We start from the raw sequence: 15,329 nt of genomic DNA, 5'->3' as shown, positions 1-15,329 counted from the left end.
AGAATTTGACAACAAACCTAGCGTCGTGAAGACAGGAAAATGCCACCAACAATGCACATGAAAGCCAACGCATGAAATACATGTGGCGTTTCCCCCAGAAATGCGGACGACATCAGGGCTGCAAACAAGGGCGTCAGGTTATTGAAAAAAGCGGCAATATTGGGCCCCACTCTTTGCACACCCAGGCCCCAGCAACGAAAAGCAATCACTGCCGGGCCAACGGCAACAAAAGCCAGGGCTGCGAATAGCATGGGGCTCCAGTGTATGGTCGGTTTGGTCACCGCCCATTCAGTCGCAGAAAACAGGCCGGACCACAATACACCAAAGCTGACTTGCGCCAGTAAGAAGTCAGCCCAATGATTACGTAACTCACCGTCATTACCACGCGTCAGCAACCAGCTATAGATTGACCAGGTGATGGTGGCAATGATCATGAAAATATCACCAGGAACCAGATGCAACGACAGCAATTGCCTTATTTCACCACGACTTAAAACGATCAACACGCCAACTATAGACAATACTGCGCCAGCCAATTGCCAACGCGAGACCCTGGCCTGGAAGAACAAGCTACCGACCATCATCATCCACACTGGCATACTGGCGGCAACCAGGGTGACATTGATCGGTGTAGAACTCTGCAAGGCCAGGTATTGCAAGGCATTGTACAAGCCCACACCCAGCAAACCCAGAACGGCAAAGCGCCGCCAGTTACGCCACAACATGCTGTCACGACGATAAATGTGGAAAGCCATGGGCAAGAGTATCAAAAACGCCAATATCCAGCGTATGAAATTCAGTGTGATCGGCGGCACCATCTCATGAATCATGCGCCCGACGACAGCATTGCCCGCCCAGAGCAAAGGCGGTATGACAAGCAAAAATATCGTTGCGGGGTTCAGTTTATGATTCATGAATTTCAGCAGGCTTATAAAAAAAGCAGGCAGTATCAGGTGTATTAACCTGTCTGCCTGTCCTCAGCATACAACAAGCAAACAAGCTTTGCCTGCGGCCACGCTATTACTCATTTTATTACTCATTTACTGGTGATCTATTTCTTGACGGCTATCGCTGCAAACTTTCCCACACTTTTTGCAGACGCTTGACGGACACCGGCATGGGAGTACGCAGTTCCTGCGCAAACAATGAAACCCTGAGTTCTTCCAGCAACCAGCGGAACTCCAGCAATTTGGGGTCTGCATCAACTCCCGTCTTGCGAGGATGGCGTTGCCAGGCCTGGGCCACACTATTCCATTCAGCCAGCAGTTTCTGGTCACGCGCCGGATCGGCACGTAGCTTGTCCATGCGTACCGTGATCGCCTTCAAGTACCGTGGGAAATGCGACAACTGGGTGAAATCATTTTCCGCGATAAAGTGCTTGGTCACCAGTAACTGCAATTGCGCCTGCATATCAGCCGCAGCTTGCGCATGCGCCTTGATGCCTTGCAGTTTCTTGGGCAGGCCATGGAATTCGGCCAATATTTGCGCGGCTGTACGGGCAATTTCATTGGCCAGCAAATTCAACCTGGCTTTACCTTCATCCCGGCGTTTATTGAACTCACCTGAATTAGCAGGTAAAGGATTTTGTAGAAACGCACTTTCTATGGCGACCTGGATAATCTGGTCACGCAATTCCTCCTGCGACCCCAAGGCCATGAACTGCATGCCCATCTGCTGCAAGCCAGGGATATTTTTTTCCAGGAACTTGATCTGCTCTTTTAACTGCAAGGCAAACAGGCGTCGCATGCCTATGCGATGTACACGTGCGGCCTCGTCAGGATCATCAAACACTTCAATATGGCAATGCGTGAGTTTGTCCACCAATGCCGGATAACCGATAAGAGTTTGCTTGCCCTGCTGGACTTCCAGCAGTTCGGGCAGACTGTCAAAAGTCCATGCGGTCAGATTCTCCTGTTTGAATGCAGGTACTGCGGCATTCGTCTGAATGCTCGCGGTTGCAGGTTTTCCAGCATTGCGGACTGACTTGTCTTCTGCGACAACAGCCTGTTTGGTCGCAACTGGATTGGTATCCAGCAGGGCCAGTTTTTCAGCGCTGGCAATACGCTGAAAACTCTCGCGTGCCTGGCCACCAAATTCTGCCCGCAGGCTGGCCAGGTTACGGCCCATTTCCAGTTGGCGACCATGCTCATCGACGACTTTGAAGTTCATCGTCAGATGCACGGGTACAGTCTCGAATTTGAAATCCGTGGTCTTGCACAGCAAGCCTTTTTGCTCGCGTATGTCAGCAACCACGGCATCGAGAAAATTACCTTTACCAAAATCATTGCGCTCGCAAAAACCAGCAGCATATTCCGGGATGGGCACACAGTGACGACGTATTTTTTGCGGCAAGGACTTGATCAGCAAATGCACTTTTTCTTTCAGCATGCCGGGCACCAGCCATTCACAGCGGTCTGCCGACACCTGGTTCAGAGAAAACAAAGGCACAGTCAGGGTAACACCATCGCGAGGGCTGCCTGGCTCAAAGTGATAGCTGAGCTGCAAAGCCACACCTGAGACTTGCATGGTCTTGGGAAATAAATCCGTAGTAACGCCTGCTGCTTCATGGCGCATCAACTCGTCCTTGTTCAGGTACAAGAGCTTGGGATTGGCCTTGGTCGCTTCCTTATGCCATTCTTCAAACAGCACGGCGTTATAGACGTCGGCTGGCAAGTGCTGATCATAAAAAGCCACGATCAGTTCTTCATCCACCAGCACATCCAGGCGGCGTGATTTGTGTTCGAGGTTTTCGATCTCGCGCACCAGTTTCTGGTTATACGCAAAGAAAGGGGTGCGGGTGTCAAACTCGCCTTCGACCAGCGCATCGCGGATGAACATCTCACGCGCCTCTGCAGGATGCGTCAAGCCATACTGGGTGCGGCGCTGGCTATATACAACCAAGCCATACAAAGTGGCACGTTCAAAGGCAGATACCTGACCTGCACGCTTTTCCCAGCGCGGCTCACCGTAGGATTTTTTCAGCAAATGCTCGCCGATTTTTTCCAGCCATTCAGGATTGATCTGGGCGATGCAACGGCCATACAAACGTGTGGTATCCACCAGTTCAGCCGCCATGATCCAGCGCCCGGCTTTTTTGACCAGGGTAGAACCTGGCCAGATATAAAACTTGATACCACGCGCACCAAGGTAATGCGCCTCTTCATCTGACTTGTAGCCGATATTTCCCAGCAAGCCCGTCAATAGAGATAAGTGCAATTGCTCATAAGTGGCGGGGGCTTCATTCAAACGCCAGCCCTGTTCCTTGACGATGGTCAACAATTGCGAATGCACTTCACGCCATTCACGTAAGCGCATCTGGCTCAGGAAATTGGCACGGCAATTATCTTGCAACTGGCGATTGGTTTTCTTGTGTTCGATGGCATCTTCAAACCATGTCCAGATTTTCAGGTAAGACTGGAATTCGGACTTTTCATCGGCAAATTTCTTGTGCGCCATGTCCGCCGCAGCCTGCGCCTCCATGGGACGGTCACGCGGATCTTGCACCGACAAGGCAGCAGCAATAATCAACACTTCCTGCAAGGCCTGATTGTCGCGCGCTGCCAGGATCATGCGGCCCACGCGCGGGTCCAGCGGCAGTTTCGCCAACTGCCTGCCAACCGGCGTCAGCTGATTGACTTCGTCCATCGCCCCAAGTTCTTGCAGGAGTTGGTACCCGTCAGCAATCGCCCGGCCCGGTGGCGGCTCTATGAAGGGGAAAGTTTCAACATCCGTCAGACGCAGGGACTTCATGCGCAAGATGACGGCTGCCAGGGATGAACGCAAAATCTCTGGCTCGGTAAATTTTGGCCTTTGCAAATAATCCTGCTCGTCATACAGGCGTATGCAAACACCGGCGGCAACACGGCCACAACGACCGGCACGCTGGTTGGCTGCAGACTGGGCAACCGCCTCTATCTGCAATTGCTCGACTTTATTCCGGTAGCTGTAACGTTTAACACGAGCCAAACCGGCATCAACGACATAGCGTATGCCCGGTACGGTCAACGAGGTTTCCGCCACATTCGTAGCAAGCACGATGCGGCGTGCATTCGAGATCTTGAATACCCGCTCCTGCTCTTGCGCCGACAGGCGCGCAAACAAAGGCAAAATCTCTACATGCGGCGGATGATGTTTGCGCAAGGCTTCAGCAGCATCGCGAATCTCACGCTCACCGGGTAAGAATACCAGTACATCACCAGAACCGACGCGACACAATTCATCAACGGCATCAGTAATAGCCGTCATCAAATCGCGCTCTTTATCTTTTTCTGTGTCCTGTATCGGGCGGTAACGTACTTCTACCGGGTACAAGCGACCTGACACTTCGATCACGGGCGCGGGCTTGGGCTCTGCTCCCCTGGTATCGGCAAAATGATTGGCAAATCGCTGTGCATCTATCGTGGCTGAAGTGATGATGATCTTCAAGTCACGGCGCTTGGGCAGCAATTGCTTGAGGTAGCCGAGCAGGAAATCAATATTCAGGCTGCGCTCATGCGCCTCATCGATGATGATGGTGTCATATTGTTTTAACAGCGGATCAGTCTGGGTTTCTGCCAGCAAGATACCGTCGGTCATCAGTTTGACGGATGCGCCCTTGCTCAGGGTATCGGTAAAACGGACTTTAAAGCCAACATGCTCGCCCAGTGGGGAATTCAATTCTTGTGCAATGCGTTTGGCGGTAGACGACGCAGCAATACGGCGCGGCTGTGTATGGCCTATCATGCCTTTTTGCCCACGCCCCAGCTCCAGGCAAATTTTGGGTAATTGGGTGGTCTTGCCTGAGCCGGTTTCACCACAGACGATAATGACCTGGTGCTTTTGTAAAGCTTCGGCAATTTCCGCACGCTTGCCGGATACCGGCAACTCTTCAGGATAACTTATCGCAGGCAAAGGATTGCGAAACGGCAAAGCAGGTTCTTCCCTGGCTGGGGCAACTGGTTTTTGTTGCTTGTTTTCCCTGCTGTTTTCTTTACCACTGGCACGCCCCGGCTGAGCGGCAGCTCGAGGCGTAGTGGATTTTTGGCGAGGTGCTTGCTGCCGTTCATGCTGCACTTTCGGCACACGAACTTGTACAGCACCACTGACGTCCAGCGGTTTGTTTTCCGGTACTTCAGACTTCGCGGTGGCCTCACGCAATTGTTGTCGAAGCTCTCGCAATCCCGATAAACCATCTATCGCACCGGGCATTGCTTTTGGGGGGGAGTTTTTTGGTGTTTGATTTGAAGACATAGCATTGCAGATTATCCCAGATTTTTAAGCCGAGCAGGAAATGTTGCATTACCTGCCATCATCTGCACATTCATTTGCTGTTTTCGCATGAGCAAAATGCCAATGGATGCTTTTAACAACAAGCGTGAATTCATATAAATAAATCCCTACTTTATTTATCCTATAATGAAACGGACGCGTATCTATGCTGCGCCTAATGTCAAAATCAAGCTACGCGGGGGAGACAAAAATGAAAACCTGGATAACGCTGTTCTTCACTATTTTGCTCACTGCCTGCGCCAGCCAGCCCAGCCAGAAAATAAGCCGCCTGCAATTAAATGATCAAGGTTTTACCCCGTCAGCAAAGACAGTCAATATTGACGAGGTAATGACGCTTAGCAATGAAATGCGCTCTTATCTGAAGAACGACATTAGCCCCCAATTACGGATTAAATCGCCACAAAGAGCCTTGTTTGACGCGCTGTCCACCAAAGGCCAGATAAAGCTTGAATATGATGCCGAAATCACACGCAATGCAGCACAGGCATTCAGCGCGCGCTCAGGCAATTGCTTGTCGCTGGTATTGATGACTGCGACATTTGCAAAAGAACTTGGTATGGACGTGCAATATCAAAATGTACTTGTTGATGAGTCATGGAGTCGCAATAACGACATCTATTTTGCTGCAGGACATGTCAATATCGTATTAGGGTACAAGTCGGCATTCAAAGGCTTTACCCAGGAATATTCACAAGCCATGGTGATCGATTTCCTGCCACCTAAAGACCTTAAAGGACAGCGCTCTGAGCTGATAAAAGAAGCAACCGTCATCGCCATGTATTTCAATAACCGTGCGGCAGAATCATTGGCACAGCAGCAGGTCAACGACGCTTACTGGTTTGCCCGCGCGGCCTTGATGAGTGACCCTGATTTTACTGCTGCCTACAATACGCTGGGTGTGATCTATAGACAGCATGGGGATTTGGAACTGGCTGAAAATGTGTTCAAACAGATACTGGGCAAAGATGCAGAAAATATCATGGCACTCAGCAATCTGGTGGAGGTGTTACGCAAAACCGAACGCCGCGCTGAAGCAAAGGTTTACCTGAGTCGCCTGGAAAACTTGCAACCCTATCCCCCTTTCCATTTCTTCAACAAGGGTCTGGCCGCCATGGAGCGTGGGGACTATGCAGAAGCTAAAACCCTGTTTAAACGTGAAATCAGGCGCGATGCCAACTATGATGAATTTCATTTATGGCTGGCACTGGCGCATTTAAGACTGGGCGAAACCTCGGATGCAGTAGATGAACTGACGCTGGCCAAGGCCAACAGCACAACGCGTAAAGCGCAAAATCTTTACGCCAGCAAACTGGAAAAAATCAAGGCAACTTACTCGCATAATTAAAGCATTACCTATAACTCATGGTGCGCAACCGACGGCTCCTGAACTGAGGTCACTGCAGCGACGACAACAATGTGGAAATCCGACCACGTTGTAATCCCATGCATTTTTGCGTCTCAGATTATAATTGGCGGATGGAAAATCCCGTTCAATTCGTTCAATGGTTGCGTTCAGTCGCGCCCTATATTCATGCCTTCCGTGGAAAGACCTTTGTGGTCGCCTTTCCCGGTGAACTGGTCATGGCAGGCGCCCTGCCAGTTCTGGCGCAAGATTTATCACTTTTACATGCACTTGGCATCAAGATAGTCATCGTCCATGGTTCACGACCCCAGGTTGCAGAACAACTGGCTTTACGTAATGTAGAGGGCCGTTTCCATAATGGCATACGCATTACCGATACAGCAGCGCTGGAATGCTCGAAAGAAGCTGCCGGAGAGTTACGCCTTGATATTGAAGCCGCATTCAGCCAGGGCTTGCCAAACACGCCTATGGCCCATTCGGCGATCCGTATCATTTCTGGCAATTTCGTCACTGCCAAACCGATAGGCATAGTCGGTGGAGTGGATTTTCAGTTAACTGGCATCGCCCGCAAAGTGGCGTATGACACCATCCATCGCATTCTTGATGCAGGCAACCTGATCTTGCTTGGCCCGCTGGGTTTCTCACCAACTGGCGAAGCATTTAACCTGACCATGGAAGACGTGGCGGTATCGACTGCCACTGCCTTGCGTGCTGACAAGCTGATTTTCATCTCTGAAACACCAATGATGGTGGACCAGGACAATGATGAAATCCGCGAATTGTCTTTCATGCAGGCTGAGCTTGAATTAAAGGCTGGCTATTTGCCGCTGGATTCTGCGTTTTACCTGGAACATGCGATCAAGGCTTCCCGTGGTGGTGTGCCACGTATCCACATCGTGCCTTATCAAATGGATGGTTCTGCCCTGCTGGAACTATTTACCCATGATGGTGTGGGTACGATGGTATCTTCAGAAAACCTGGAAAGCCTGCGTGAAGCTACGATTGAAGACGTAGGCGGCATCATCAAACTGATAGAACCGCTGGAAGCTGACGGCACCCTGGTCAAACGTGGCCGTGAGTTGATAGAGCGCGAGATCAATTACTTCTCGGTCATCGAGCATGATGGCGTGATATTTGGCTGTGCGGCGCTATATCCGTTCCCATTTGAGAAAATGGCAGAAATGGCTTGCCTGACCGTCAACCCGGACGTGCAAAGCCAGGGTGACGGCGAACGCATCCTCAAACATATGGAAAAACGCGCACGCCGGGCTGGTTTCCATAGCCTGTTTGTGTTGACGACGCGCACCGCACACTGGTTCCTGAAACGCGGTTTTGTCAGCGCATCATTCGATGATTTACCTAAAGACAGGCAAAAAATGTATAACTGGCAACGCAAGTCTTTGGTTCTGATCAAGCAACTCTGAGCCACTGCCCGTATAATTCAGCCTGTTTTCAAGATTCATAAAGATTTACATTAAGGAGCACCAACATGGCCCGTACGGTCCACTGCATTAAACTAGACAAAGAAGCCGAAGGCCTGGATTTTCCACCTTACCCAGGTGAATTGGGCAAACGAATTTATGAAAGCGTGTCGAAAGAAGCCTGGGCTGCCTGGCTCAAGCACCAGACCATGCTGGTGAATGAAAACCGCCTGAATCTGGCTGATACCCGCGCCCGCAAATATCTGGCAACCCAGATGGAAAAACATTTCTTTGGAGATGGTGCTGATGCTGCTACCGGCTATGTGCCACCGACAGAATAAGTAAGCGCTTCATTTGCAACATATTAGCTGCACACAAAGAAGAAAGCCCGCATCTGCGGGCTTTCTTCTTTGAAGCGGGCTATATCAATAAAACTCTATCTTGCCAGTTTCTACATCCAGCATGGCACCGATGATTTTGATCTGGCCTTTGTCCGCCATTTCTTTCAGTACCACACTCTTTTCCGTTACTGCTTTGACCGTCAATTTGACGTTCATCTCTGCCACTGCTTCGACAAAATGGTGATTTTGTGATGAACGGTCACTACCATGATTATCCGGCGTTGATTTCACTGCAGGCATGATCTTGGCCACCAGTTGTGTCAAATTACCCAGATTGGCATTATCACAGGCACCCTTGACAGCACCGCAATGAGAGTGACCAAGGACGACAATGGTTTTGGACCCAACAACCTTGGCTGCATATTCAAGGCTGCCAAGTATGTCTTCATTGACGATATTGCCAGCTACCCTGGCAATGAACAAATCACCTATACCTTGGTCAAATACCAGTGAAGGATCAGAACGCGAGTCTATGCAACTGACTATACTGGCAAATGGGAACTGACCATCTCTGCCACTGGTTTTCACCTGCGCTGGCAAATCGCGCTTGAGCATATTGCCAGATACAAAACGCTGGTTACCCTCTTTCAACATCGTTATGGCAACATCGGGGCTGATCTTGCTCTGCATGGCCTGCGTCATTGAAACATTAATAGCAGGCTGGCTTGCCGTTGGTGACTGTGTTGCACAAGCCGACATCAATAGCGCAGTCGTCAATGCGGCAAAGAAGCTTAACGATGTGGCTGTCTTTTTATTTGTATTCGTATCCATTTGCACCATCTCCTCATAAAATTGAACAACGGATGATTTCTTTTTTACCTGCAATTGCACGTATTTACAGCAGACCAACATGAAGTATTCCCTTGCTGAATTCAGAACTGCAAGGTTTTGACACCCTCTGCAGTCCCCAGCAGGCAAACATTTGCACCCTGACGCGCGAACAAACCGACCGTCACCACACCCACGATATTGTTAATCTCAGCTTCCATAGCGAGCGGGTCCTGGATTTGCATACCATGCACATCCAAAATCATATTGCCATTGTCGGTTAACAAAGGCTGCCCACCCTTCATGCGCAAACGCGCTTCACCGCCCAATGCATTGAGCTTGCCTGCGACGACTGCATGCGACATGGGAATCACTTCCACCGGCAAAGGAAACTTGCCCAGCACATCCACCAGTTTGGAACCATCAGCGATACAGATAAATTTTTCAGCAACAGATGCAACAATCTTTTCACGCGTCAATGCCGCGCCACCACCCTTGATCATGGCTCCTTGCGGCGTGATTTCATCTGCGCCATCGATATACACTAGCATGGATGTCACTTCATTCAAATCCAGCACGGTAATGCCGTGAGAACGCAAGCGTGCTGCCGTCACCTCGGAAGAGGCAACAGCTGCTTTGATTTTGTGCTTGATCTTGGCCAGCTCATCGATAAAAAAGTTCGCTGTAGAACCTGTACCTACGCCAACAATTTCACCTTCTACTACATAAGCAATTGCCGCCTGGGCGACGGCAAGTTTCAATTCGTCTTGAGTCATGGTGCATTTCCATCATAGTTTAAAAATTGGCGGGATTTTACAGCAAAGGCTAACTAATTAGCATTTTGATCAAAACATGACAAAAAGAGTATCAAATTTGCCACAATGGTGCTTCATCCATCAAAGCAACCTGCTCACGCAATTCAAGTATGCGGTCTTGCCAGTAGCGTTGACTGTTGAACCATGGAAAGGCTGCCGGAAAAGCAGGGTCGCTCCAGCGCTGCGCCAGCCAGGCGGAGTAATGGATAAGCCTCAAAGTTCGCAAGGCCTCTATCAAATACAGTTGGCGCGGCTCGAATTCAAAGAAATCTTCGTAACCCACCAGGATATCGGTCAACTGGCTTTGCATTTCGCTACGGTCGCCCGATAACAGCATCCATAAGTCTTGTATGCCAGGCCCCATGCGACTGTCATCAAAATCGACAAAGTGGGGGCCTGCTTCAGCCCCGGACTCCAGCCACAAGACATTTCCCAAATGGCAATCACCGTGCAGGCGCAGTTGCGGCACATCGCCTGCCCTGTCGTAGCAAGCCTTGATACCATCTAAAGCCTGCTGGCTGACACTGGTATATGCCGCCAGCAAATCAGGCGGGATGAAATCATGTTCCAACAGCCACGCACGTGGCAAGACACCAAAGCTTTGGGGATCCAGCGCTGGCCTGACTGCATAGCTGGCAGTCGCACCGACCGCATGTATGCGCCCTATGAAACGCCCCAGCCATTCCAGGGTGGCCGGGTCACCGGTTTCAGGCGCGCGACCACTCTGGCGTTTGAACAAGGAAAAACGGAAGCCCTGATAGTGACGCAGGCTATTGCCATTGTCTGCCTGCAAAACCGCAATGACAGGAATTTCGTGCGCCTGCAACTCCGTGACGAAGTCATGTTCCTCCTGTATCGCTTCATCTGACCAGCGCAAGGGGCGATAAAATTTGGCGATAATGGGAGAAGCGTCTTCTATGCCTATCTGATAAACGCGGTTTTCATAGCTGTTCAGGGCCAGCATACGGCCATCGCTGCGCAAGCCACTGCTTTCGACGGCATCAAGGACTAATTCGGGTGTCAGCCCGGCGAATGAATCTGGGGGAGTAAAATCTGTCATGTCGCTATTGTACGTGCCTGTCAGTGCGTTCGACATAAAAGTCCTGCACAGCCAGCACACAAAGCGCTAAACTTCCGGTATTTTCATACTTACCTTTTCAAGAGTCACGCCATGCATCTCGACGAACCACTAAGCGACAAAGAATTCAATGAACTCGACAAATTCCTGATGTCGGACAAAGTCGGCGACGATGGCATGACCATGGATGCCTTGCACGGCTACCTGACCGCCATTGCTCTCGGCCCTGAAATGATACCAATGGCTGAATGGCTGCCACTGGTGTGGGGCTTGCCTGACCAGGGCGAACCCAAGTTCAAGAATGAAAAGGAAATGCAACGCGTTACCGGCCTGGTAGCCCGCTTCATGAATGAAATACAGATCACCTTTGAAGTGGCCCCGCAAGAATACGAGCCCCTGTTTTGCGTCATGGAACAAAATGGCAAGGAATTGATCGATGGTGAAACCTGGGCCTGGGGCTTTTGGGAAGGCATGCAATTGCGCGAAGAGGCATGGGAAGCAGCCTGGGAATCCGAAGAAATCGGCCCTTTGCTACAACCTATCTACCTGCTGGGTGCAGAAGAGATAGAAGAAAGCGAATTAAAATTTGTTGATACGCCAGAAAAATGCCATGAACTGGCGTTGACGCTGGAAGCCTCTATTCCCACAATACGCCGCTTCTGGGCACCCTTGCGCAAGTCTGGTGTCACCACGGTCAAGCGTGAAGCCCCAAAAGTAGGCAGAAATGATCCCTGCCCTTGTGGCAGCGGCAAAAAATACAAAGTCTGCTGCGGTGCCGAGCCTATCCTGCATTGATCAACTATTAATCATCTGCAACCCTGCAGCGCTGGAGGGAAACCTCTAGCGCAAAACTGCCCCGCCTGCATGTCTTCATGCTATTTTTGCGCTTCTTAATAACATGCTGGAGACTACCATGAGCTTGCAAGAACAATTCACCCAGGCACAAGCCGATTCCAAAACCTTGTCCGAGCGCCCGGACAATATGACTTTGCTGAAAATTTATGCCCTGTTCAAACAAGGCAGTGCCGGCGACGCCACAGGTGACCGCCCTGGCATGACCGACTTTGTCGGCCGCGCCAAGTTCGATGCCTGGGCTGGCCTGAAAGGCACGACCCAGGAAGCAGCGATGCAGCAATATGTTGATCAGATCAACGAACTCAAAGGCTAAAATTCCGTCTTAAGCCGGAGGATTGAGCCAATCCCTTGGCTTGCCTTCAGTCAGACCGGCAATCAGGTTGTCTGCCGCACGGTTTGCCATTGCCCGGCGTGTTGCCTCAGAGGCGCTGGCAATATGCGGTGTCAGGACGACATTATCCAGTGTCAAAAAATCTGGATGGAATTTAGGTTCATTCTCAAATACATCCAGGCCTGCTGCTGCAATCCGTTTTTCACGCAAGGCTGCAATCAAGGCCTGGTCATCGACAATACCGCCACGTGCCAGATTAACCAGCGTCGCGCCCGGTTTCATCATGCATAGTTCCGCTGCACCTATGGTGTGATGCGAAGCAGCTGAATATGGTAGCACCAGCACCACATGATCGGCTTGCTGCAACAACTCTTCCTTGCTCACATATTGTGCATTGTTTGCATAGGCTTCTTGCTCAGCACTGAGGCGGGAGCGGTTGTGATACACGACCTTCATATCAAAACCAGTGGAGCGCCTGGCAATGGCCTGCCCTATCCTGCCCATGCCAATAATACCCAGGGTGGCGCCATGCACATCAGCACCCAGGAAAGAATCATAACGCCACTTGGTCCAATGACCGGCGCGCAACCAATGTTCAGATTCTGTCACGCGTCTGGCAGTCGCCATCAGCAAAGCCCAGCCAAAATCAGCGGTGGTTTCATTCAAGACTTCGGGTGTATTACTAGCCATGACACCGTGCGCAGTACAAGCTGGCACATCAATGTTGTCATAACCGACAGCCATGCTCGCGATCATTTTCAAATCTGGCAACTGTTGCAACAGCTCAGTATTGATTTTGGCACTGGCAGTCGCGAGAGTGCCGACCTTGCCCTTTAGTTTGGCAGCGAGCTCAGTTGGAGAAAAAATAATATCATCCTGATTCGACTCCACCTCAAAATACTGTTCCAGCTTCGTCAACACTTCAGGAAAAATGGCGCGTGTTACCAGGATTGCAGGCTTCATGTCTGGCCTTAAAATAAAAATATCAAAAACAAATGCTGAAAATACCCGTCCGCCCCTGGCAAACAAGCTCAATGCTGCATAATATCGGCATCATACCGTTTACATACCGTTTTTTCTTACAGAGTTATGGCAGTTCAACAACTTTCATCCTGACTATAATTCCTGCAAGAAAATTCATGCAGATGAGGCAAATCAATCCATAAGTCTTAACTTAGGCCTACAATTGCACACTCAGGATAAACTCCAGAGGCAAAGTCCACTGATGCGGCTGCATTTGCTTATGCGCAAACTATATAAGCCTGATTTGTGAGAACTGCTAAATTGCCTTAAAATACAAGGCTTTGCAGCCCTGAGCCTGTTTTTGCGCTTAGGCTGCGCCTAAATCCCGAATTTTTAGTTTAGATTGGACTGTTATGACCCACGTTGTGACCGAATCCTGCATCCGCTGCCGCTATACCGATTGCGTGGATGTGTGCCCGGTGGACTGCTTCCGTGCTGGCCCGAATTTCCTGATCATTGATCCAGACGAATGCATCGACTGCGCCGTGTGCGTTGCAGAGTGCCCGGCTAACGCCATTTTTGCGGAAGAAGATGTGCCGGCGGATCAACAGCAATTTATCAAGATCAATGCCGACCTGACCCGCAAATGGCCGTCGATTACCAAGACCGTTGCTCCTTTGCCAGATGCTGACGACTGGAAAGACGTCAAAGATAAATTGCAATATCTGGACAAATAAGTATCTGGGAAAGCAATATGGGCTTTTGCTAATCGGCTCAAACAAATCCGCAATATCAGGAATCATCTCGTCGTATGGAAAACAAACAAACTACCGCGGTTAACGCCGCCATTGAAGCAGATGCCGTCATCATAGGCGCAGGCCCCGTTGGCCTGTTCCAGGTATTTGAACTCGGCTTGCTCGAAATCAAAGCACACGTTATTGACTCCCTGGCAGTCGTCGGCGGCCAATGCGTGGAGCTATATCCAGACAAACCTATCTATGACATCCCAGCTGTGCCAGTATGCACAGGCCAGGAACTGACAGACAATCTGTTGAAGCAAATTGAACCATTCGAGCCGACTTTCCACTTAGGTCAGGAAGTGACCCTGGTTGAACGCCGTGAAGATGGCCGCTTTGACCTGGAAACATCGGCAGGCACACGCTTCATCACCAAAACCATTTTCATCGCTGCTGGTGTTGGCTCCTTCCAGCCACGCACTTTGAAAGTTGAAGGCATAGAAGCTTTTGAAAACAAACAGGTGTTCTACCGCGTAAAAGACCCTACCCAGTTCCATGGCAAAAACCTGGTGATCTGTGGCGGTGGCGATTCTGCGCTGGACTGGGCATTGAACCTGGTTGGCAAGGCTGAATCCGTGGTGGTATTGCACCGCCGTGAAGATTTCCGCGCTGCACCGGCTTCTGTCGCCAAGATGAAAGAACTCTGCGACAACTATGAGATGCAATTGACCATAGGCCAGGTCACAGGCATAGAAACCAAAGACGATGTGCTGTCTGAAATCAAGGTTACTGGTGCTGATGGCGTCACACGCCGCATGCCACTGGATACTTTGTTGGTCTTCTTTGGCCTGTCACCAAAACTCGGCCCTATCGCCGAATGGGGCCTGGACATAGAACGCAAGCAATTGAAGGTCGTCAATACCGAGAAGTTTGAAACCAATGTACCTGGCATTTTTGCAGTGGGTGATATCAACACCTACCCTGGCAAGAAAAAACTCATCCTGTCCGGCTTCCATGAGGCTGCACTGGCTGCGTTTGGTGCTGCACCGTATATTTTCCCTGACAAGAAAATCCACATGCAATACACCACCACATCGCCAAAGCTGCACAAAATCCTGGGTGTGGAAACACCGGTTTTCGATTAATCCGAGAACCACGCAAACAAAAAGCGCAAAGATTTCTTTGCGCTTTTTTTATTTCTGTGACCCGTCCTGATTAAAGTTGACACTTTTCTAGAACCGGAAAGGAAAGTGAGATGGACACAGGGATGCGCAGGAGTCAGCGAGATTACACGCTGACTTTTAAATTATCAGTAGTAGAGCAAGTAGA

General features: G+C 50.3%; 13 protein-coding genes. 7 read left to right on the top strand and 6 right to left on the bottom strand.

What is annotated here, in order from left to right; translation table 11 throughout:
• Positions 1 to 17: 17 nt before the first annotated feature.
• The gene (locus tag ACO0LD_RS21695; RefSeq protein WP_423010258.1) at positions 18 to 914 is read right to left on the bottom strand and encodes a DMT family transporter; all 897 of its coding nucleotides are present in this window, start codon (positions 912 to 914) and stop codon (positions 18 to 20) included.
• A gap of 151 nt (positions 915 to 1,065) precedes the next feature.
• Positions 1,066 to 5,187 carry an ATP-dependent RNA helicase HrpA gene (gene hrpA / locus ACO0LD_RS21690; protein ID WP_423010359.1) on the bottom strand — a complete coding sequence of 1,374 codons (4,122 nt, stop codon included), beginning with the start codon at positions 5,185 to 5,187 and terminating at the stop codon, positions 1,066 to 1,068.
• Between the two features lie 271 nt (positions 5,188 to 5,458).
• On the opposite strand from hrpA, the gene ACO0LD_RS21685 reads away from it, so the two are divergent.
• The 3 genes from ACO0LD_RS21685 to ACO0LD_RS21675 all read left to right on the top strand — a co-directional run bounded on the left by ACO0LD_RS21685 (position 5,459) and on the right by ACO0LD_RS21675 (position 8,393).
• On the top strand, positions 5,459 to 6,613 hold the full coding sequence (locus ACO0LD_RS21685) for a tetratricopeptide repeat protein (RefSeq protein ID WP_423010257.1): 1,155 nt from the start codon (positions 5,459 to 5,461) through the stop codon (positions 6,611 to 6,613).
• 131 nt (positions 6,614 to 6,744) lie between these two features.
• Entirely contained in the window at positions 6,745 to 8,055 is a 1,311-nt protein-coding gene (gene argA / locus ACO0LD_RS21680; protein ID WP_423010256.1) for an amino-acid N-acetyltransferase, read from the top strand.
• 65 nt (positions 8,056 to 8,120) lie between these two features.
• Positions 8,121 to 8,393 (top strand): oxidative damage protection protein, encoded by a 273-nt coding sequence (locus tag ACO0LD_RS21675; RefSeq protein WP_110253792.1) that lies wholly within the window; start codon positions 8,121 to 8,123, stop codon positions 8,391 to 8,393.
• A gap of 84 nt (positions 8,394 to 8,477) precedes the next feature.
• On the opposite strand, the gene ACO0LD_RS21670 is transcribed toward ACO0LD_RS21675, so the two are convergent.
• The 3 genes from ACO0LD_RS21670 to ACO0LD_RS21660 form a co-directional block, all read right to left on the bottom strand.
• The gene (locus ACO0LD_RS21670; protein ID WP_423010255.1) at positions 8,478 to 9,224 is read right to left on the bottom strand and encodes a carbonic anhydrase family protein; all 747 of its coding nucleotides are present in this window, start codon (positions 9,222 to 9,224) and stop codon (positions 8,478 to 8,480) included.
• A 101-nt stretch (positions 9,225 to 9,325) separates the two neighbouring features.
• Positions 9,326 to 9,997 (bottom strand): ribose-5-phosphate isomerase RpiA, encoded by a 672-nt coding sequence (gene rpiA, locus ACO0LD_RS21665; protein ID WP_423010254.1) that lies wholly within the window; start codon positions 9,995 to 9,997, stop codon positions 9,326 to 9,328.
• Positions 9,998 to 10,088: 91 nt separating this feature from the next.
• Complete coding sequence (locus ACO0LD_RS21660; RefSeq protein WP_423010358.1) at positions 10,089 to 11,096, bottom strand: serine/threonine protein kinase; 1,008 nt, start codon at positions 11,094 to 11,096, stop codon at positions 10,089 to 10,091.
• Between the two features lie 111 nt (positions 11,097 to 11,207).
• Between ACO0LD_RS21660 and ACO0LD_RS21655 the strand changes: the two genes are divergently transcribed.
• Positions 11,208 to 11,909, top strand: coding sequence for a UPF0149 family protein (locus tag ACO0LD_RS21655; RefSeq protein ID WP_423010253.1), 702 nt, complete (start codon positions 11,208 to 11,210; stop codon positions 11,907 to 11,909).
• Positions 11,910 to 12,027: 118 nt separating this feature from the next.
• On the top strand, positions 12,028 to 12,282 hold the full coding sequence (locus tag ACO0LD_RS21650) for an acyl-CoA-binding protein (protein WP_423010252.1): 255 nt from the start codon (positions 12,028 to 12,030) through the stop codon (positions 12,280 to 12,282).
• 9 nt (positions 12,283 to 12,291) lie between these two features.
• Here the strand turns inward: ACO0LD_RS21650 and ACO0LD_RS21645 are convergent, their stop codons facing one another.
• Positions 12,292 to 13,263 (bottom strand): 2-hydroxyacid dehydrogenase, encoded by a 972-nt coding sequence (locus ACO0LD_RS21645; protein ID WP_423010251.1) that lies wholly within the window; start codon positions 13,261 to 13,263, stop codon positions 12,292 to 12,294.
• Positions 13,264 to 13,676: 413 nt separating this feature from the next.
• On the opposite strand from ACO0LD_RS21645, the gene fdxA reads away from it, so the two are divergent.
• Both fdxA and ACO0LD_RS21635 read left to right on the top strand, forming a co-directional pair.
• On the top strand, positions 13,677 to 14,000 hold the full coding sequence (fdxA, locus tag ACO0LD_RS21640) for a ferredoxin FdxA (RefSeq protein WP_186951675.1): 324 nt from the start codon (positions 13,677 to 13,679) through the stop codon (positions 13,998 to 14,000).
• A gap of 74 nt (positions 14,001 to 14,074) precedes the next feature.
• Positions 14,075 to 15,145, top strand: coding sequence for an NAD(P)/FAD-dependent oxidoreductase (locus ACO0LD_RS21635; RefSeq protein ID WP_423010250.1), 1,071 nt, complete (start codon positions 14,075 to 14,077; stop codon positions 15,143 to 15,145).
• Positions 15,146 to 15,329: the final 184 nt, after the last annotated feature.

The organism is Undibacterium sp. Ji83W, from assembly GCF_049340385.1.
Lineage (GTDB): Bacteria > Pseudomonadota > Gammaproteobacteria > Burkholderiales > Burkholderiaceae_D > Undibacterium.
The sequence above is the reverse complement of the archived record's forward strand: the minus strand, read 5'-3'. Positions and strand labels throughout refer to the sequence as shown.